Annotated in this window: 16 protein-coding genes; 1 reads left to right on the top strand and 15 read right to left on the bottom strand. The window is 70.0% G+C overall.

Features of this window, described 5'->3' with window-relative positions; genetic code table 11:
* Positions 1–2: 2 nt before the first annotated feature.
* Positions 3–1,280 (top strand): glycosyltransferase, encoded by a 1,278-nt coding sequence (locus ACYVKA_RS14630; protein ID WP_460706529.1) that lies wholly within the window; start codon positions 3–5, stop codon positions 1,278–1,280.
* On the opposite strand, the gene ACYVKA_RS14625 is transcribed toward ACYVKA_RS14630, so the two are convergent.
* The 15 genes from ACYVKA_RS14625 to hemL all read right to left on the bottom strand — a co-directional run bounded on the left by ACYVKA_RS14625 (position 1,241) and on the right by hemL (position 18,410).
* Positions 1,241–2,431 (bottom strand): FAD-dependent oxidoreductase, encoded by a 1,191-nt coding sequence (locus ACYVKA_RS14625; protein ID WP_460706527.1) that lies wholly within the window; start codon positions 2,429–2,431, stop codon positions 1,241–1,243. The genes ACYVKA_RS14630 and ACYVKA_RS14625 overlap by 40 nt on opposite strands.
* A gap of 108 nt (positions 2,432–2,539) precedes the next feature.
* Complete coding sequence (locus ACYVKA_RS14620) at positions 2,540–3,289, bottom strand: ABC transporter permease (RefSeq protein WP_460706525.1); 750 nt, start codon at positions 3,287–3,289, stop codon at positions 2,540–2,542.
* Between the two features lie 35 nt (positions 3,290–3,324).
* Entirely contained in the window at positions 3,325–4,029 is a 705-nt protein-coding gene (locus ACYVKA_RS14615) for an ABC transporter ATP-binding protein (protein ID WP_460706524.1), read from the bottom strand.
* The gene (locus ACYVKA_RS14610) at positions 4,026–5,270 is read right to left on the bottom strand and encodes a glycosyltransferase (RefSeq protein WP_394275751.1); all 1,245 of its coding nucleotides are present in this window, start codon (positions 5,268–5,270) and stop codon (positions 4,026–4,028) included. The genes ACYVKA_RS14615 and ACYVKA_RS14610 overlap by 4 nt, the downstream gene beginning before the upstream one ends.
* A 46-nt stretch (positions 5,271–5,316) precedes the next feature.
* A complete protein-coding gene (leuS, locus tag ACYVKA_RS14605) occupies positions 5,317–8,244 on the bottom strand; it encodes a leucine--tRNA ligase (RefSeq protein ID WP_460706522.1) in 2,928 nt (975 codons plus the stop codon).
* A gap of 216 nt (positions 8,245–8,460) precedes the next feature.
* Positions 8,461–9,012, bottom strand: coding sequence for a P-loop NTPase family protein (locus ACYVKA_RS14600; protein WP_460706520.1), 552 nt, complete (start codon positions 9,010–9,012; stop codon positions 8,461–8,463).
* Positions 9,013–9,067: 55 nt separating this feature from the next.
* Entirely contained in the window at positions 9,068–10,309 is a 1,242-nt protein-coding gene (locus ACYVKA_RS14595) for a glycoside hydrolase family 3 N-terminal domain-containing protein (RefSeq protein ID WP_394275748.1), read from the bottom strand.
* Entirely contained in the window at positions 10,302–11,744 is a 1,443-nt protein-coding gene (locus ACYVKA_RS14590; RefSeq protein WP_460706518.1) for a mycothione reductase, read from the bottom strand. Before ACYVKA_RS14590 ends, ACYVKA_RS14595 begins: the two co-directional genes overlap by 8 nt.
* A 67-nt stretch (positions 11,745–11,811) precedes the next feature.
* Positions 11,812–12,216 (bottom strand): YchJ family protein, encoded by a 405-nt coding sequence (locus ACYVKA_RS14585; RefSeq protein ID WP_460706516.1) that lies wholly within the window; start codon positions 12,214–12,216, stop codon positions 11,812–11,814.
* Positions 12,213–12,977 carry an SDR family NAD(P)-dependent oxidoreductase gene (locus tag ACYVKA_RS14580; protein ID WP_394275745.1) on the bottom strand — a complete coding sequence of 255 codons (765 nt, stop codon included), beginning with the start codon at positions 12,975–12,977 and terminating at the stop codon, positions 12,213–12,215. Before ACYVKA_RS14580 ends, ACYVKA_RS14585 begins: the two co-directional genes overlap by 4 nt.
* A gap of 80 nt (positions 12,978–13,057) precedes the next feature.
* The gene (gene ccsB, locus ACYVKA_RS14575; RefSeq protein WP_460706514.1) at positions 13,058–13,978 is read right to left on the bottom strand and encodes a c-type cytochrome biogenesis protein CcsB; all 921 of its coding nucleotides are present in this window, start codon (positions 13,976–13,978) and stop codon (positions 13,058–13,060) included.
* Complete coding sequence (resB, locus tag ACYVKA_RS14570; RefSeq protein WP_460706512.1) at positions 13,975–15,645, bottom strand: cytochrome c biogenesis protein ResB; 1,671 nt, start codon at positions 15,643–15,645, stop codon at positions 13,975–13,977. Before resB ends, ccsB begins: the two co-directional genes overlap by 4 nt.
* 74 nt (positions 15,646–15,719) lie before the next feature.
* Entirely contained in the window at positions 15,720–16,430 is a 711-nt protein-coding gene (locus ACYVKA_RS14565; RefSeq protein WP_394275788.1) for a cytochrome c biogenesis CcdA family protein, read from the bottom strand.
* A gap of 79 nt (positions 16,431–16,509) precedes the next feature.
* Positions 16,510–17,082, bottom strand: coding sequence for a TlpA family protein disulfide reductase (locus ACYVKA_RS14560; protein ID WP_394275742.1), 573 nt, complete (start codon positions 17,080–17,082; stop codon positions 16,510–16,512).
* 2 nt (positions 17,083–17,084) lie between these two features.
* Positions 17,085–18,410, bottom strand: a complete 1,326-nt coding sequence (gene hemL, locus ACYVKA_RS14555) for a glutamate-1-semialdehyde 2,1-aminomutase (RefSeq protein WP_460706510.1) — start codon at positions 18,408–18,410, stop codon at positions 17,085–17,087.
* Between the last annotated feature and the right edge of the window lie 609 nt (positions 18,411–19,019).

Here is a 19,019-nt window from a genome sequence, read left to right as displayed (position 1 = left end):
CGATGCGCTGCACGCTGGTCTCGATCGGTTCTCGGGGCGACGTGGTCCCCTTCGTCGGACTGGGCCAGGAGCTCGCCTCCCGTGGCAACAGGGTGCGGGTCGTGGTCCTCGAATCCGGTGCTCCGCTGGTGCGCGAGGCCGGGCTGGAAGCCTGCCCGGTGCCTCGCGGCACCGAGGCGCTCTGGCCGGACAGCCCCGGGATGCGGCGCCTGGCCCTGGCCCAGCCAGGGGCGATGTGGGGCCAGATGACCGGCCGGGTCACGCTGGCCGCGGGCGCTATCCTGGACACCCTCACCGACGCCCTGGACGACGCCGACCTGGTGGTCTCGGGCATCCTCACCCACGACGCCACCCGACTGCTTGCGGCCCGCCGCGGCACCACGTCGGCCGGTCTGCTGCTCGGGCCGATCCTTCCTTCCGGCAGCGCCGCCAGCACCGTGCTCGCCCCTGCGTACCTGCCGGCACCGGTGACCCTGGGGGTCTCCACGGTCGGCTGGCAGATGATGCGCTCGATGGGAGCAGCGATCACCGCCCGCGCCTTGGCACGCGTGGGTCGCCAGGCCGCACGAGCATCACGAGCACGCCCTGGCCCACTGCTGCTGGCTACCGAGCCGGTGCTCTGCACACCCGATCCGTCGTGGGCCCACGGTGTCGGCGCACTGGAGGTTCATCAGACCGGACGCATCGCGCCGCGCCTGGACAGCACCGTGCCCGCCTGGCTCGACCAGTGGTTGGAGGCTCACCCCGGCGCGGTACTGATGGGCTTCGGCACCTGCCCGGTGGCCGATGAGCGCGCCGACCTGCACCTCTTCGAGGTCGCCGCGCGTCGCCTCGGCCGACCTCTGCTGGTGCAGACCTCACTGCTGCCCACCGGGCCGGCGGGTTCGACAGTGGCCAATGCCCCCGGCGTCGACCATCGGCTGCTGCTCGCCAGGCTGGCGGCCGTCGTCCACCACGGCGGGGCGGGCACGACGGCCACGGCGCTGTCCTCGGGAAGGCCCCAAGTGGTCATCCCCCACCTGGGCGACCAGGCGTGGCATGCCCGACGGGTCCGGGAGCTCGGTGCCGGCACCAGCCCCGGTCCTCGCTGGCGGCTACGGGAGGACGCCCTCGTCTGGGCCCTGCAGGGGGCGTTGGCCACGCCGACCGTCCGACGAGCGGCACAGGTGGCACAGATGGCATCCAGCCCGGAAGATGATGGCGCCCGACGGGCGGCCGACCACCTGGTGGGCACCCCTGCTCATCCGAGCAGCTCTTGCACCCGCTGCGCCGCTGCCTGACCCGAGGCCGCGGCCCCGTCCAGGGAGGCATTGCCGTACTGGTCACCGCAGGCCACCAGCCGCCCCTTCACCTCGGTGCGGTGACGCGGACGGTAGGGCGCTTCGAGCGCCGGCAGGGTAGCCGGAATGTCATGGCTGGCAAGCAGTCGCCAGCCGACGGCGTCCACCCCGTAGAGGTGGGCGCAGTGCTCACGCACCGACTGCTCGTCGGGCGCGTCGACACTGAGGCACAGCGCGGCCACCAGGTGCTGACCGGCCGGGGCGTACTCCGGCGCGGCGTGGCTCACAACGGTGGTGGTGGCCACCGGACCCCGGCCCGAACCGTCGACATGGATCGCAGCGGTGTCACTGGGGGCGGTGTCGGTGGCAAACCAGAAGGTTCGGGTGCCGTGCACGGAAGGGGCCGGTTCGTCCGCCAGCCTCGGGGTGGACTCCAGACCGGCAGCCACGACGACGGCACCGGCACCGAACTGCCCGCGCGCAGTGCGCACGAGACCTGACTTGGGGTCAACCTCCGCCACGGGGCTGTCGAGGACCACCTGGAGTTCCTCGGACATCACCCGGGGCAGGGTCCGCATGCCACCGCTGGGCAGGCCGGGGGTTCCGGCCGCGAACATGGCCAGCAGCCAGGCCGTGAATCGGGAGGAGGTGCTGCCGTCGCGTTCGCAGACCACACCCGCCAGGAAGGGGTCCACCACCTGGCGACGAAGGCTCGAGGTGAATCCTGCCCGGTCGAAGGCCATGCCGCGAGGTTCATCGGTGAGGGCGGCACGTCCGGCCACGACGGCCAACGAGGCGTCCCGGGGCGTGACGAGTCCGGTGCGCAGCGTGGCGGGTAGCCGGTCGGGGCGGCGGCTCGGATCCACCACCTCCTGGAGGCCATCTTCCGTGCGCACCCGCACCGCCCGCGGGAATCCGCGCAGTCCGAGACGACGCAGGTCGACAGCCTGCGCCAAGTGGGGGTAGGCGGGGTTGAGCACCTGGAAGCCGCGGTCCACCAGGAAGCCGTCCACCTCGTCAGTGGTCACCCGGCCGCCCACCCTGCCGCCGGCCTCCAGCACCAGCACGTCGAGTCCCTGCTGGTGCAGTCGTGCTGCGCAGCTCAGGCCGGTGACTCCCGCTCCGACAACGATCACGTCATGGTTGCTCATCAAGTTCTCCTGGGGTCGAGGTGGTCATTATTGTGCGCGCCTGGGCCTGATTGTGTACGCCTGGGCCTGGGGCACCACCGCGCCCGGGGTGGTGCGTACCTGCACAGGTCAGCGGGCTCGAGAGGCGCTCACCTGTCGCCCGGCGACGGCCACGAAGGCCATGGTCCACAGCAGGCAGTTCATCACGGCCATCCCCAGCTGGTCAGAGGGCTCGCCCAGCAGTGGTGACTGGCCGCCGGTCGCCGGCCACCGGGCCAGCGTGACGTAGCCGTACAGAGGCGTCCAGCGCCCCAGTGACAGCAGCTGGCCGGTCAGCGGAAGGTAGACCCCGCCCATGAAGCTGAACAGCACCAGCCCTCCCGAGGCGATGGCCAGCGCCGACTGGCTGCGACCGGTGAGCCCGACCGCCAGTCCATAGCCCGCCCACATCGCTGAACCGGTGGCCAGCACCAGCGCAGATCCGCACCAGCCCCACCACGGCAGCCGCACCCCGGTGGCGGCACCGGCGGCGAAGGTGAGGCCGATGGGCAGGCAGGCAACGACGCTGGCCACCACCGCCTTGGCCGTCGCATAGCCGGTGTCCCCGGCAGGGGTCAGTGCCAGCTGGCGCCCCCAGCCCTGCAATCGTTCGACCGCCGCCTGGCCGGTGATCGTGGCAGCCGCCGTCGCCGCGCCGTAGCCGGCCAGGCCGACCATCAGGCTGGTGTTCAGCAAGCCGCCGTCGACACCCGGCAGGGAGTCCAGCGGAAGAACTGCACCGAAGCCCAGGTAGCAGACCAGCGGCAGCACCACCACGAAGAAGAGGAGCACCGGGTCGCGCCAAGCCCGTCTCAGCTCAAGACGCACGAGTGGCGCCATCAGTCGGGCGTTCAGGCTCCGCGGTCGGCTCATAGTCACTGCCCCGCGCGTCGGGCGAGTCCGTCGAAGAAGCGCCCGTCCCCGGCGGCGGTCAGCTCGCCCGGGCCGGCGTCGACCACCAGCCGGCCACCCGACAACAGCAGCACCCGGTCGGCAATGGCCTCCACCTCGTCGGCGTAGTGGCTGCTGTAGAGCACCGTGCACCCGCGACGGGTCAGCGCCCGTACCTGTTCCCAGAACTCGTGGCGTCCCAGCCAGTCCATCCCGGCCGTCGGCTCGTCGAGCACCAGAAGGTCTGGGTCCGAGGCGCGGGCGATCGCCCAGCGCAGCCGCTGCTGCTCGCCGCCCGAGCACGCCCCGACCCGCCTGTCTCGCAGGGCCGCGAGCCCCACCTCGTCGAGCAGGCCATCGCGGTCCACCCGGTGGTCGAAGAGTTCGACGAACAGCCCCAAGGTCTCCCCCACGTTCAGGTCTGGCAACAGGCCACCGCTCTGCAGCATCGCACCCACCCGGCCGGTGCGGACGGCAGTGTGGGCATCGGTGCCGTCCACGCGCACCCACCCGGCGCGGGGGCGGGTGAGGCCGCAGACCAGGTCGAGCAGGGTGGACTTGCCTGCTCCATTGGCACCCATCAGGGCGACGGTGCTGCCCCGGGCCACCGTCAGGTCGATCCGGTCCAGGACGGTGCGGTCACCGAAGCCCTGCACGACCCCCACGAGTTCCAGCACTGACCCACTCATGGACGGCCACCAGCCAGGGCGATGATCTGTCTGGCGCTGATCTCCCGAGCATCGAGGACGGCGAAGTCGGCGGCCATCCGTGCCGAGGCCTGCCGACGCTGGGGGTCGTCCAGCACCCTGCGCGCCAGCCGGGCCACCCACCAGTGCGGCGGGCGGGTCAGCCGTAGCGACGCACCAACCCCGGTGTGACGGATCCGGGCGCCGATGTCGGCCTTCTCCTCCGTGGCCCCGCACTGCAGCACGCCCACCCCGGCGGCCAGTGCCAGCGTGACCGTCGTCCACCCGCCGTTTGTCACCAGCAGGTCGGCCTCGCTCAGGGCGTCGGGCAGGTCCACCGCGGCCATGCCGGTCGTCCCAGGAACCCGCTCCGCGACAGTGACGGCCCCACGGCCCAGCACCAGGACGTCGAATCCCTCGCGTCGCAGGGCCGTGGCGGCGGGCAGCGCAAGCTCGGTGGCATCGGGCCGCAGGGTGCCCTGGGTGACCACCGCCAGCGGCTGGGTGCGAGTGGCGCGGCGCAGCGGTTCGGGCAGTGGCGGCGCGAACCCGGGCCCCGGCCCCAGCGCCCCGACGAAGTGGACGAAGCCCGGTCTTCGGCTACTGGGGTACTCGAAACCGGAAGCGCATCCTTGCAGATGCAGCTGTCGCGACACCGCGGCCGTGAGCAGGTCGGCCACCGGCCACAGCCCGTGCCGGCCACGAGCGAGGTTCAGCTCGGCCAACGCGGGAGCAAAGACCGTGGAGTCCACGACATGGCGCACGGTGCGGTTGCGGTGCCGCCCGGGTGCGCCCGCCAGAAGGGGCAACCCGGTCCCGAAAGGTGGCAGGTCTGGGTCGGGCCATTGCAGCGGACCGTCACCGAGGCTTGCCCATGCGATGCCCTCGGCCTCGGCCGCGATTCCCGCTGCCAGCATCAGGCTGTCGGCAACCAGCACGTCCACGCCGTGGCGATGCACTAGTGCGCGCAGCTGCGCCGCCTGGTCGCCGGCGGGGGCGGCCAGCGCGTCGCGGTACATCGAGCGCACCCGCACCAAGGCGTCGGCTGCCCCACGCGAGGTCCACCGGCTGGGCTCCGCGCGTAACGGGTCGGGGTGCAGGGGCGGCATCACCTGGGCGCCACAGGCACGGGCATGCTCCGCAAAGCGTTCGGGCAGGCACCACAGCACCCTGGCCCCGCGCTCCACCAGCCCCTGGACCGGAAGGGTGGCGTTGAGCACGTGGGCGTCGATGGAGGTGCTCACCACGAGCACCACCACCGCACCAGCCCTCACGACGGCGTCCGCATCGTCAGAGGGGAACCACGTTGACCAGCTTTGGCTCGCGCACGATCACGGTGCGCACGCCGTTCTCGGTGGCGGCCACTGCCTTGGGATGGGCCAGTGCCATCTCCTTCAGCTCGTCGGCCGAGATGCTGGCCGGCACCTCCAGGGTGGCACGCACCTTGCCCTTGATCTGCAGCACGCAGGTGACGGTGTCCTCCACCAGCTGCGCCGGGTCGGCCTGCGGGAAGGGCACATAGGCGATGGTCTGGTCGTGGCCCAGCCGCTTCCACAGCTCCTCGGCGATGTGCGGCGCGACCGGGGCCACCATCTGCACCAGCACCTCGGCCGCCTCACGCGGCACCGCGTCCAGCTTGGTGAGCGCATTGTTGAACTCGATCAGGCGGGCGATGGCGGTGTTGAAGCCCAGCGCCCGGTAGTCGCGCCCGACCGCGTCGATCGTCTTGTGCATGACCCGCAGCGTGGCCTCGTCGGCGGGCTCGTCGACCACGGTCACCTCGCCGGTGGCCTCGTCGACGATGTTGCGCCACAGACGCTGCAGGAAGCGCTGCGAGCCAACCACGGCACGGGTCTCCCACGGGCGGCTGATCTCGAGCGGGCCCATGCTCATCTCGTAGACGCGCATCGTGTCAGCACCGTAGAGCTCGTACATCTCGTCGGGGCTGACGGCATTCTTGAGGCTCTTGCCCATCTTGCCGGCGCGGCGCTCGACGGGGGCGTCCTTGTACCAGTAGGTGGCCTGCTTGCCCTCGCCACGTTCCTCCACCTCCGCGGCGGGCACGTAGACCTCGCGCTCGTCGAGGTAGGCGTAGGCCTGGATCATGCCCTGGGCAAAGTACTTGCGGAAGGGCTCCTCGGAGCTGACGTGGCCCAGGTCGAAGAGCACCTTGTGCCAGAAACGCGCGTAGAGCAGGTGCAGCACGGCATGCTCCTGGCCGCCGACATACAGGTCGACGCCACCCGGGTCGGTGGTGCCCTCGGGGGCACCGGCGACGGGCTGGTCGTGCTTGCCCATCCAGTACTGCTCCACCTCGGGGTCGACGAAGCTCTGGTCATTGGCCGGGTCGAGGTAGCGCAGGTAGTACCAGCAGGAGCCGGCCCACTGGGGCATGGTGTTGGTCTCACGGCGGTACTTCTTGGGTCCGTCACCCAGGTCCAGGGTGACCTCGACCCACTCGGTGGCGCGCGCCAGCGGCGCCTCGGGGCGGGAGTCCTTGTCGTCGGGCGCGAAGGTGCGCGGTGAGTAGTCGTCCACCTCCGGCAGCTCCAGCGGCAGCATCGACTCCGGCAGGGCATGCGGCGCACCGTGCTCGTCGTAGACGATCGGGAAGGGCTCGCCCCAGTAGCGCTGGCGGCTGAACAGCCAGTCGCGCATGCGGTAGTTGACGGTCCCCTCCCCGGCACCCTTGGCCTCGAGGAAGGCGATCATCTGCTGCTTGGACTGCTCGACGGGCAGGCCGTTGAGGTCGAGTCCATCGGTGGCGGAGTTGACCAGGACCCCGGCGCCGGTGAAGGCGGCATCGCTGGCGACGGTGCCCGGCCAGTCGACCAGCGGCCTGCCATCGGCATCGGCGGGGCTGATGACGTCGATGATGTCCAGGTCGAAGGCCTTGGCGAACTCGAAGTCACGCTCGTCGCCCGAGGGCACGGCCATGATGGCGCCGGTGCCGTAGCCCATCAGCACGTAGTCGGCGACGAAGACCGGCACGGGGGCTCCGTTGACCGGGTTGGTGGCCCAGGCGCCGGTGAAGACACCGGTCTTGGTCTTGTCGTCCATCTGGCGCTCGACGTCGCTCTTGCGCCCGGCCTCGCGGCGGTAGTCCTCGACGGCCTCGCGCGGGCTCGCCTTGCCGCCGGTCCAGGCCTCGCGGGTGCCCTCGGGCCAGCTGGAGCCGTCACCCAACAGCGATTCCACCAGCGGATGCTCGGGGGCCAGCGCCATGAAGGAGGCACCGAAGAGGGTGTCGGGGCGGGTCGTGAAGACCTCGATGTCCTCGCCGTGGGGGCCGGTGAAGTGCACGCGGGCACCGTGGCTCTTGCCGATCCAGTTGCGCTGCAGCGACTTGATGTTCTCGGGCCACTCGACGCGGTCCAGGTCCTCGGCGAGACGGTCGGCGTAGGCGGTGATGCGCATCTTCCACTGGCGCAGGTTGGCCTTGAAGACGGGGAAGTTGCCGCGCTCGGAGCGGCCGTCGTTGGTGACCTCCTCGTTGGCCAGCACGGTGCCCAGGCCGGGCGCCCAGTTCACGGGCGCCTCGTCGGCATAGGTCAGGCGGTACTGGTCCAGGACGTCGGCCTGCTGCTTGGCGTCCAGCTCGCCCCAGGCCTTGCCGGCGAAGGGCTTGGGCAGTTCACGGCGGCCGGCGGCGAACTGCTCGACAAGCTCGCTGATGGGACGTGCCTTGCCCTTGCCGCCGTCGGCGCGGGTGGCCTCGGGGTCGTACCAGGCGTTGAAGATCTGGGTGAAGATCCACTGCGTCCACTTGTAGTAGCCCGGGTCGATGGTGCGGATGGTGCGGCGGTCGTCGTGGGCCAGGCCGAGGCGGCGCAGCTGCCGGATGTAGGTGGCGATGTTCTTCTCGGTGGTGGCCAGCGGGTGTGTCCCGGTCTCGATGGCGTACTGCTCGGCGGGCAGGCCGAAGGCGTCGTAGCCCATGGCGTGCAGCACGTTCTTGCCCAGCATGCGCTGGTAGCGGCTGAACACGTCGGTGGCGATGTAGCCCAGCGGGTGGCCGACGTGCAGGCCTGACCCGGACGGGTAGGGGAACATGTCGAGCACGAGCAATTTCTCGCATCCGGCGACCTTGTCGGGCTCGGCCCAGGGGCCGGCGGGGTTGGGGGCGCGGAAGGTGCCCTCGGACTCCCAGCGGTCCTGCCATGCGGTCTCGATCTGGCCAGCCAGTTCGGCGGTGTAACGGTGCTGCGGCTCGTTCATGCATCCCTCGAAAGCTCGTCGGAAGTCGTCTCGCGACGTACCCGTCGAGGTTATCCCACTCCTCACCCGGCACTGGTCGGCGCACAGGTGCTGGTCCCCTGCCCCAGACCCTGGCCTCCGGCACCTGGTCCGCAGCGATTGCAATGCCGGCGGCTCATGACACGTTCCAATTGCCTCGGTGGCCGTATGTGCTGCGATCGCTGCGCCGTATCGGCCTCACCCGAGCCCTTCGAGCACCTTTCGGAGCTCCCGCGCACTGCCCACCCGCAGCACCAGCGGCCCGTCCGGAGCGGCCTCCATGGCACGCATCCGTCGCTGCTTGTTGTCGAAGGAGCGAAAGTGCCAGCAGAGGATGGAATCGCGGGACAGCAGCTTGCGCCAGGTCTCGACATTGCCATTGCACTGTTCCTGGCGGGTGAGCACCCGGTGCAGTGAGCGCCGCACCAGCCGTGCCAGGGAGAGCCAGCGCGGCAGGTCGAGGGCGAGCACCACTTCGCTTCGGGGAAGGACGAGGTCGCGCCAGTGGCCGTAGGCCGAGTCGAGGACCCAACGGTCACCGGCCACCAGCCGGGCGGCGATCTCGCGCTGTTCGGGCACGGACCTCTCGACCCAGCCCGGCAACCAGCCGATCTCGTCGTCCACCAGGTGCACGGGCAGGCCGAGCCTGCCTCCCAGCTCCCGGGCGGCGGTCGACTTGCCGGCGCCCGTCACGCCGTAGCAGAGCACCCGTTGGGCAGTTCGCAGGTCGTCGACGGTGGCAATGGGCATGACGGCACGCTACTGCCCCCGCCGACTGCCTTGGCTGATCGCCGGAGCGGCCGGCTCAGGGCGTGCAGTCGACCAGTCCGACCTCGGACTTCAGCGCCAGCACCCTCGCGGCGTGTGTGCCCAGGGCGGCCTCGAACTTAGGGTCCTGTTCGGCGCGCTCGGTGACGCCGCCGACCATCTCGGCCAGGCTGGCGGGGTCGGCGTCGATCACCAGGTCCCCACCGGCGGCGATGAAGCGCACTCCCCGCTCGGCAACGGGCACGTCGGCGACCGCGGCCGCCGCGCCCAGGTCATCGCTGATCACGACCTTGTCCCAGCCGTGCGTGCTGCGCAGGCCATCGGTGATCAACTTGGAGCTGAAGACGGCCGGCACTCCCGGATCGATCCTGGAGTAGATGGTGGAGCTGATCATCACCGAGCTGGCTCCGGCCTTCATCGGGGCGAGGAAGGGCTTGGCATCGGCCAGCGTGGTGACCGCATCGGTGGCCACGCCATGGTCGGTGTTGACCGCGGCCCTGCCCAGGCCCGGGTAGTGCTTGAGGCTCGAGGCGATCTCGGCCTTCTGCAGTCCCTTGACCACAGCCGTGGTCTTGTTGGCGACGGTGGCGGGGTCGGTGGCGTAGTGGCGCCCCAGGGCCCCGATGGCGGCATTGCCCTGTTCCTTGCCGGCGGTGGGGACGTCGGCGACGGGCGCCAAGGCGTACAGGACCCCGGCCGCCTTGAGTTCCTGGCCCCAGCGGGCCCACTGGGCGCTGAGTTCGGCGTTGGTGAGCCGGCCCTGCTCGACGGCAGGCGGGATGTCGCTGAAGCCCTCGCCCTGCAGCCGCTGCACCTCGCCTCCCTCCTGGTCGGTGGCGACCAGGACGGGGATGTCCTCACGGGTGCTGAAGCCGGACAGTTCATGGGACAGCGAGGCGGTCTTGGCCAGCGGGCGGGGGTCGCTGCCGAGCAGGATCACCGAACCCACCTTGTGCTCGCGCACGAGCCCTTCCAGGCTGGTGCTCTCACCCGAGGTGGTGCCCACCATGAACAGCTGCCCGATCTTCTCGGCGGTGTCGAGTTCGCCGGCCAGCGCGCTGCAGGTCTTCGCAGCCGTGCTGGCCGACGGTGTGCCGCTCGGCGATGCCACTGTGCTGGCAGCCGGTGTCGAGGCCGGCGCGGAGACGGCCGGGGAGGCCTCGCTGGCGACGGGGCTCGCCTCGGGGGCGGCGGCCTGCTGACCGGCGGAACATCCGGCCATGGCCAGTGCCGCGGCCAGGGCGACGACAGCGGTGCGGCTCCTGCGCTGCTCAGGCATCAGTGGCCTCCTGGCTCTGCCCAGCCTGCTCGACGAGCCCCAGCAGGGCGTTCTCGACCACCTCGGTCAGCGCCGGGTGGATCCAGTACTGGCCGCGCGCCATCTCCTCGATGCCCAGCCCGAAGCTCATCGCCTGCACCAGCGGCTGCAGCAGGGTGGAGGCCTGGGGTCCGATGACGTGGGCCCCCAGCAGCTGCTTGGCCTCGGGATCACTGAGCAGCTTCACGAAGTGGTGCTGGTCCTCCATCGCCCAGCCGTAGGCGACATCGCCATAGGCCTGCACCTTGGACAGGTAGGGGGTCCCGGCCTGGCGCAGTTCCTGCTCGGTGGCGCCGACCGAGGCGATCTGCGGGTCGGTGAAGATGGCGTGCGGGACGAAGCGGTGGTCGGAGCTGCGCAGCTCCCCGGTGCCCTGGATCTCATGCAGCAGGTTGTGCTGGACCACACGCATCTCGTGGTTGGCGACGTGCTTGAGCTGCCAGGGTGAGCTGACATCGCCCAGGGCCCAGATGTTCTCGCGGCTGGTGCGCTGGTGCTCGTCGACCATCACATAGCCCTTGTCGTCCATCTCGACGCCGGTGCGCTCGAGTTCCAGCCCGTCACCGTTGGGGATGCGGCCCGTGGCGACCAGGACCACCTCGGCCGGGTAGCTGTACTCGATGCCATTGGGGTCCTGGGTGACCACCAGGACCCCATCCTCGTGCGCCTCGAGGCGGGTGGTCTTCTGGTTGAGCTTGAGCTGGACCCGTTCGGCGATCCGTTCGGTGAAGCGGGCGGCGACCTCGTCGTCCTCGCGGCGCAGCAGCCGTTCGCTGCGGTTCACCAGGGTCACCTCGGTGCCGTAGGCGCTGAAGACGTGGGCGAACTCGGCCGCGATGTAGCCGCCGCCGACCACCACCATCGACTTCGGGAGCGCCGGAAGCCTCATGATCGTGTCGGAGGTGTGCACCCGCGGGGCGACGGCCGGGTCATTGGCGCCGGGGACGTCGAGCAGCTGCGCCCGGGAGCCGGCGGCGATCACGAAGCGGTCGGCGCTGACGCGCACCGGCTCGTCCTCGCCCTGGAGGCTGATCTCGAGCACGTCGGTGTCGACGAAGCGGGCATTGCCGGTGAAGACCGTGGCATTGTCCGACTGCTCACGCCACTGCTTGCCCCCGGAGCTGATCGGGTCGATGCGGCCGAAGATGCGGTCGCGGATCTCGTCGAAGCGCACGTCCTGGAGCTCGAGGTCGACTCCCAGGCGCCCTGCCTCCTCGGGGGAGACGGCGTGGTCGGCGGGCAGGACGAACATCTTGGTGGGGATGCAGCCCACGTTCAGGCAGGTCCCGCCGAAGATGCCGCGTTCCACCATGGCCACGCGCAGGTCGGCGAATCGTTCGTCAACGATCGAGTTGCCCGAGCCGGAACCGATGATGACCAGGTCGAAGTGCTCCATGACAGCCACCGTACCGGCACCCACCGACGGTCATCGCGCGACGGGCCGCGGAGGCTGCCCGACGAGGTCAGTCCACCTCGCCGTCGAGGTAGACCCAGCGACCGGCCCGACGCACGAAGAAGCTGCGCTCGCTGAGCACCCCGAGCGCCTTGCCGTGCTGGTATCGCGCGACGAAACGGACCTCGCCGGCCTGGTCCTCGGCTCCCCCGTCGACGGTCTCGACGATCGTCAGGTCGAGCCACTGCTGGCCGGGGTCGGGGGCGATGTCAGCCGGCCGCTTGGCGGGGTGCCAGGTGCGCCACAGGTGGTCGGCGGCCGCGGGATGACGGCCGGCCAGTGCGAAAGCCGTGTAGCGTGAGCGCATCAGGGCCTCGGCGGTGGTGGCGCGGTGCCCGTCGAGCAGTGGCCCGCAGCAGCTGCCGAAGTCGTCGCCGCTGCCGCAGGGGCAGTCGATGCCGTCCAGGACGCTCACTGGTCCGGGCGCACCACGCGCCGAGCCACGGGGACCGCGATCCGGGCCGGGGAGAACTTGGCCACCTGCCCCTGCAGCGCATTGAACACGCCGTCGGTGACGCTGGGAGCCCTGCGTTCCAGCGCCGTGAAGGTGCTGGTGACCACCTGCTCGGGGGTGCGACGGCGTGAGAGCACCTTGTCGTCGCCGGCGGTGTCGAAGAAGGGGGTCTTCGTGGCACCGGGGCAGACGGCGATGACGCGCACCGGGGTGCGACGCGTCTCCTCCCACAGGGCCTGGCTGAGGCTCAGCACGAAGGACTTGGTGGCGGCGTAGACGGCCATGGTGGGGATGGGCTGGAAGGCGGCGGTGCTGGCGACGTTGATGACGGTGCCGCGCCCCCGCTCCAGCATGGCGGGCAGGAAGAGCCGCGACAGGTGGGCGACGGCCGCACAGTTGAGGGCGATCTCGTCGTTCATCCGCTCCACGTCGGCCTCGGCGAAGTCGCCGATGGTGCCGAAGCCGGCATTGTTCACCAGCACGCCGACCTCGACGCCGCGATCCTCCAGCTCGGCGGCGAGCCGGTCGCGCTCCGACTGCTGGGCCAGGTCGACGCCCAGCACCAGCGTCTCGACGTGGTGGCGCTGGCGCAGCCCCTCGGCGATCTGCTCCATCTGCTCGGTGCGGCGGCTCACCAGGACGATGTCGTGGCCCTGGGCTGCGAGATGGTCGCAGTAGGCCTGGCCGAGGCCGCCGGATGCTCCGGTCACGAGTGCATGCATGGCACCCAGCCTAGACGGCCGGGTCGGTCGCGCTGTCCGTCCAGCGCGACCGGCCCCACAGACGGGCCATTGAGCGAGAATCAGATGCCGGCGTAGGAGTGCAGGCCGCTGACCAGCAGGTTGATGCCGACGAAGTTGAACCAGAAGCTGATCACGCCGACGATCGCGATGACTGCGGCCGGGCGGCCCCGCCAGCCGGCGGTGGCCCGGGCGTGCAGGTACATGGCGTAGACGACCCAGGTGACCAGGCTCCAGGTCTCCTTCGGATCCCAGCCCCAGAAGCGACCCCAGGCGTATTCGGCCCAGATGGACCCGGCGGCGATGGTGAAGGTCCAGATGGGGAAGCCGAAGGCGTGGGCGCGGTAGGCGAAGGTGTCCATCTGACGGGCGGTGGGCAGCTTGGCCAGGTAGCCGGTGCGGGGCTGGCCGGTCTCCTGCGCCCGACGCTCGGCGCGCGACTGGAAGAGGTAGATGACCGAGGCCATGCCGCCCAGGTTGAAGGCGGCACCTCCGATGCAGGCCGCCACGATGTGGATCAGGAACCACACCGAGTGCAGGGCCGGCACCAACGGGGCAACCGCGACGTAGAAGACCGTGGCGGCCAGACCGTTGGCGATGGCCAGCAGCAGCGTGATGGGCAGGCCCAGCCAACGCATGTTGCGGGTGACGGCCAGCACCAGGTAGGCGATGACGATGAACAGGGTCGACGAGATGGTGAACTCGTACATGTTGCCCCAGGGGGCACGCCCGGCCGAGACCCCGCGCAGCACCGTGCCGAGCAGGTGGCAGGCGGCGGCCACGAAGGTGAGCCCCAGGCCCATCCGGCCCCAGGTGTCGATCCGCAGCAGTGCCTTCTCGCGGTCGGCATCGAGCTGCTCTCCCCCGGCCAGTACGGGCAGGCCGCGCGCGGAGGCCCATTCTGCGGCGTGGGCCATGAAGGCGACGAGGTAGACGACCGCCGCGGTGACGATGCCCAGCGACGAGAGTTCCTGGATGTTCACTGCTTCTCCTTGGTTGCTGCTGCCGCGGTGCTTCCTGATGCCCTTGGGGCGCGGCCGGTGGCGGCGGTGGTGAGTGCCTCGACGTCCTCGGGCAGGCCGGTACGGGCGTCGGCCCGGTCGAGTCCGCCCACCTCGACCAGATGCTGTCCGCCGACCTGCCGGGTGCGCACCCACAGCCGGCGGGGCCGCACGAACAGGCTGAGGAAGAGCCCGAGCACGCAGGCGGCGGTGGAGGCGAAGGTCATGGGCAGGCCGGGCGAGCGGCTGATCTGCACCTTGGTCCAGCGCGACCAGCCGTCGAAGACGACGCTGCCCTTCCCGCCGGGCAGGTCATAGCCCTCTCCCGGCTTGAGGACGAAGCGCAGGACGTCGTCGCCCTCCGTGAACTGCGTCATGCCGGCGGTGTCGAGGCCGTAGACGTTCTCGGGCTTGCCCGTCTCGGCCTTCGGCGGGCCGTACCAGGCGTTGAGGAAGAGCTTGGGGTTGATCGCGTCGGGGAACAGTGAGTGGCCCATCATGCCCTTCTCGGGGGCGGTGGGCAGGAAGATGCCCTGCAGGGCGAGCCGTTCGGGGCGCCCGTCGGGTGCCTTGATGACGCCCGAGGAGGTGAAGTTGCCGTCCTGGGGCAGGAAGACGACCGGGCCCGACCAGGCCTTGTCACCATTGCCGTCGAGGACGGTGACGTGGGCGGCGTAGCCGTGGCCGATCAGGTGGATCCGGTTGCCGTCGACGGTGACGGGGTGGTTCACCCGCACGGTCTGCTGGGAGCTCTCCCCTTCGGCCGTGGTGACGTCGAGGCGGCCCTGGAAGTCACGTGCGGCGCCGCGCTGCACCTCGCCGGTCTCGAAGCGCACGACGAACTTGTTGAGCTTGAGCATGAAGGGCGGCAGGTTGTCGGTGTCCACCCAGGATCCCGCGCGGTACTCGTCGTACTGGGTGATGGCATTGCTGAAGCCCTGGCCTTCGACCATGATCGAGGAGCCCTTGAAGCCGAGCAGGTTGTTCCACGCGATCCCGATGAGCACCAGGACCAGGCTGGTGTGGAAGAGCAGGTTGCCGAACTCGCGCAGGTAGCCGCGTTCGGCACTGATGGCCTGGCTGCCGTCGGGCAGGGTCTGGCGTTCGGTGCGGAAGTGCTTGCGCTTGAGCCACTGCTCGGCGGAGTCCATGGCCAGGGTCGTGTCGGACTCCAGCGGGGCGCTGCGGTGCTCGGGCAGTCGGTCGAGTCGTGCGGGCAGGCGCGGCGGCCGTCCCTTGACGGCGCGCCAGTAGACCTTGATGCGGGGCAGGATGCAGCCGATGAGGCTGACGAAGAGCAGCAGGTAGATGGCGCTGAACCAGGCCGAGGTGTAGACGTCGTACATGCCCAGCGGCTGGTAGAACTTGTCCAGCCCGGGGTTGCGCTCGGCGAACTCGCGCACCTTGAGGGCGGACTGGCTGCGCTGCGGGATGAGTGATCCGGGGATGGCGCCCAGCGCGAGCAGGAAGAGCAGGGCCAGGGCGGTGCGCATGCTGGTCAGCTGCGTCCAGCCCCACCGCAGCATCTCGACGGGACCGAGGGCCTGCGGCGATGGGCGGCCCGAGGGGGGCGTGGCGGCGGTGCTCCCGCTGGACGACGGGGTGCCAGCTGTGCCCCCAGTCGCTCCTGGCGCGCTCGGTGTACTCATCGTGTCCTCTCGCCGGTGACCCGGGGTGGTGCAGGTGGTGGACCGCGGGGGTCCTGGTGGTGCTCGTTACTGGATCAGATGGGTGCGCCGTAGGCCAGCGTCCACTGGCGGATGACGGCCATCAGTTGGTCCCAGGCGCCAGTGACCAGCAGTAGTCCGACAAGCACCATGAGGGCCCCGCCCACTCGCTGCACGGCCTGCTGGTGGCGACGGACGAAGCCGATCGCGGTGGCCAGCCGGCCCATGGCAAGCCCCGCGATGATGAAGGGTACCCCGAGCCCGAGGGCATAGCAGAAGGCGAGCAGTGCGCCTCGCTGACTGGAGCCCTCGTTGAGCGCCAGACCCATCACGACGCCGAGTGTGGGGCCCATGCAGGGCGTCCATCCCAGGCCGAAGACGATGCCGAGCAGGGGTGCGGCCACCAGGCCCAGGCGCGGTACGCGGTGCAGGCGGATGTCGCGCTGGCCCAGGGGGACCAGGCCCATGAAGATCCCGCCGAGCAGCATGGTCACCACTCCGATGCCGATGCTCAGGCCCCGCTGGTGTTCCAGCATGAGGGTGCCGAGGGTTCCCATCAGGGCGCCGGTGAGCATGAAGACGGCGGCGAAGCCGAGCACGAACAGGCTGGTGCCTGCCAGCATCCGGCGCCGGTTGCCGCCCTCGGCGACCTCGGCGGCGCTCATGCCCGTGGCGAAGCTGAGGTATCCGGGCAGCAGGGGCACCACGCACGGGGAGAAGAAGCTCAACAGCCCGGCGAGGGCCGCGACGGGGATCGCGACGAGCATGGAACCGCCCAGGGCCTCGGTGGCCCAGGTGGTCTGCAGCGGAACCATCAGGGCCGCGGTGGGATCGACTGTCATCGGCTCACTTGCCTGCCGCGATGTCCTCGACGGACCCGATGATGGTGGAGGCGGTGGTCTGTCCCAGGATGCGCCCGGCGATGCGTCCCTCGCGGTCGATGATGATCGTGCTGGGGATTGCCTTGGCCGGAACCGCACCGAACTTGAGCAGCAGCTTGCCGTCGGGATCGTAGATGTTGGGGAAGTTGATCTTGAAGGAGCGGACGAAGGCCTGTGCCTGGGCCTGGTCGAGGTCACGGGTGTTCAGCCCGACGAACTGGGCCTTGCCCTTGGTGCGCGTGGCCGCCTTCACCAGCTCGGAGGCCTCGGCCCGGCACGGCGGGCACCACGATCCCCACACGTTGAGCACCACGACAGACCCCTTGTAGTCGGACAGGGCGAGCTTCTTGCCGTCGAGCGTCGTCCCGGACAGTTCTGGGACGGCGGTGCGCTTGTCGACGGGGATGCGGGTGTAGCTGCCGTCACCCACGGCATAGCCGTCCTCCTCGCTGGCGCCCGTTGCGTCGGAGCACCCGACGAGGGTGGCCAACGGGAGCCCGAGACCGGCCGTGATCAGGGCACGGCGCGAGGCAGCCATGGTCACAGTGCCTTCCTTGCGGCGGCAGCGGCCTTGGGCAGGGCCTCGACGACGCGCTCGATCGCCGCATCGTCGTGTGCCGCCGACAGGAACCAGCACTCATAGCCCGACGGCGGGAGGTAGACGCCCTGGTCGAGCATGGAATGGAAGAAGGCTGCGAAGGCATCGGAGCTCTGCTGCTGCGCCTGCTCGTAGTTGGTCACCGGCCCCTCGGTGCCCAGGAAGACGCTGAACATGGAGTTGGCGGTGTTGATCGTGTGAGGGACGCCGAAGGCACCCAGGGCCGTGTGCACGGCGCGCTGCAGGGTGGCCGAGACTTCGTCCAGGTGTGCGTAGACCTCGTCGGTGCACAGCCGCAGGGTCGTGGCGCCGGCGGTCGAGGCGACGGGGTTGCCGCTGAGCGTGCCTGCCTGGTAGACGCCCCCGACCGGTGAGAGGTTGAGCATCAGTTCCTGGCGGCCGCCGAAGGCTGCGGTCGGGAAGCCGCCGCCCATCACCTTGCCGAAGGTCATCAGGTCGGGCTCGACGCCGTCCTTGCCGAACTGTCCGCTGCGGGTGACCCGGAATCCGGTCATCACCTCGTCACTGACGAACAGGGCGCCGTTCTCATGGGCGATGCGCTTGAGGAAGGCATTGAAATGCTCGCCGTCTTCCACCCCCGGCTCGATGACGCCCATGTTGCCGGGGCTGGCCTCGGTGATGATGCAGGCGATCTCGCTGCCGTGTTCGGCGAAGATCTGCTCGACGGCTGCGCGGTCATTGTAGGGGGCAACGAGTGTGTCTGCCGCAACGACCTCCGGGACGCCGGGGCTTGCCGGGATGGCGCGGCTCTCGGCATCTCCCAGGGTCGCCAGGCCTGAGCCCGCGGCGACGAGCAGGGAGTCGACGTGGCCGTGGTAGCAGCCGGCGAACTTGAGGATCTTGCTGCGGCCGGTGATGCCACGGGCCAGGCGCAGCACGCTCATGGTGGCCTCGGTGCCGGAGTTGACCAGGCGCACCTGCTCGATGGGGGTGCGCTCGACGATCAGCTCGGCCAGCTCCACCTCGGCCTGGGTGGGGGCACCAAAGGACGTGCCACGCGCTGCGGTGGCCTGGACCGCATCCAGCACCTGAGGATGGGCGTGCCCGAGGATCATCGGACCCCAGGATCCGACGAGGTCGACCAGCTCATTGCCGTCCGCGTCGGTGACATGGGCGCCCTTGGCGCTGGTGATGAAGCGCGGCACCCCACCCACTGCCCGGTAGGCGCGTACCGGGGAGTTCACGCCGCCGGGGATGACCTCCTGGGCGCGATCGAAGAGTTCACTGGACACGGGAACATTCTGCATACCTGCCAGCCTATGTGGCCTTCAACCGGGGGCCGAATCTGGTTTCGCAGACCGGCCCTCAACCATTGAGCCGCGCCACTCCTGGCCGCTGGGTCGCTGCCGGGATGGTCACGATGGAACCTGCGCGGGCCCGACCGCCCCTGCCGCCCCGTGATCGGAGCCATCACCGACGACTGTCTCCATGTCGACTTTCAAACGAGGATGGGTTCCGGCCCATCGATGTCCGAGGCCCTCGCCCCTGGCCACACCACGCAGCGGTCACTGGGATTGCTGGCAAGGAGTTCCGCCGGCTTTCTGTCATGGACCCCTTCAGCAGGCTTCAGGGAGCAAATGGTCGAGGCTGGGCTGCCGCGCAACCAGGTGCTGCGGATGATTCGCATCGTGCAACCGTGACTGCCCCGTCCCGGAACAGGCGGGTGAGCACACCCCACCCCAACAGCACCACCCCGCACTGCCACTGTCGTTTGCGGACACACCGCCGCGAGTGGACATACCGCCGCCCGCGGGCACCCGTTCTCGGGCATGGAAATACCCCCTGCCAGGAACCCATGAAGAGTCCCGACAGGGGGTATGTATAAGTCCGGCGGCGTCCTAGTCTCCCACAGGATC

The organism is Luteococcus sediminum (assembly GCF_054783495.1).
Note: the sequence above shows the minus strand (reverse complement) of the source record. Positions and strands in the feature narration are given on the sequence as shown.

What these genes read in the sequence shown, in the direction of transcription:
- ACYVKA_RS14630 (WP_460706529.1), top strand. Translation starts at nt 3, where the DNA reads ATGCGCTGCACGCTGGTCTCGATCGGTTCTCGGGGCGACGTGGTCCCC.
- ACYVKA_RS14615 (WP_460706524.1), bottom strand. Translation starts at nt 4,029, where the DNA reads ATGAGTGGGTCAGTGCTGGAACTCGTGGGGGTCGTGCAGGGCTTCGGT.
- ACYVKA_RS14600 (WP_460706520.1), bottom strand. Translation starts at nt 9,012, where the DNA reads ATGCCCATTGCCACCGTCGACGACCTGCGAACTGCCCAACGGGTGCTC.
- resB (WP_460706512.1), bottom strand. Translation starts at nt 15,645, where the DNA reads ATGAGTACACCGAGCGCGCCAGGAGCGACTGGGGGCACAGCTGGCACC.
- ACYVKA_RS14560 (WP_394275742.1), bottom strand. Translation starts at nt 17,082, where the DNA reads ATGGCTGCCTCGCGCCGTGCCCTGATCACGGCCGGTCTCGGGCTCCCG.
- ACYVKA_RS14580 (WP_394275745.1), bottom strand. Translation starts at nt 12,977, where the DNA reads ATGCATGCACTCGTGACCGGAGCATCCGGCGGCCTCGGCCAGGCCTAC.
- ACYVKA_RS14595 (WP_394275748.1), bottom strand. Translation starts at nt 10,309, where the DNA reads ATGCCTGAGCAGCGCAGGAGCCGCACCGCTGTCGTCGCCCTGGCCGCG.
- ACYVKA_RS14565 (WP_394275788.1), bottom strand. Translation starts at nt 16,430, where the DNA reads ATGCTCGTCGCGATCCCCGTCGCGGCCCTCGCCGGGCTGTTGAGCTTC.
- ACYVKA_RS14620 (WP_460706525.1), bottom strand. Translation starts at nt 3,289, where the DNA reads ATGGCGCCACTCGTGCGTCTTGAGCTGAGACGGGCTTGGCGCGACCCG.
- ACYVKA_RS14590 (WP_460706518.1), bottom strand. Translation starts at nt 11,744, where the DNA reads ATGGAGCACTTCGACCTGGTCATCATCGGTTCCGGCTCGGGCAACTCG.
- hemL (WP_460706510.1), bottom strand. Translation starts at nt 18,410, where the DNA reads ATGCAGAATGTTCCCGTGTCCAGTGAACTCTTCGATCGCGCCCAGGAG.
- leuS (WP_460706522.1), bottom strand. Translation starts at nt 8,244, where the DNA reads ATGAACGAGCCGCAGCACCGTTACACCGCCGAACTGGCTGGCCAGATC.
- ACYVKA_RS14625 (WP_460706527.1), bottom strand. Translation starts at nt 2,431, where the DNA reads ATGAGCAACCATGACGTGATCGTTGTCGGAGCGGGAGTCACCGGCCTG.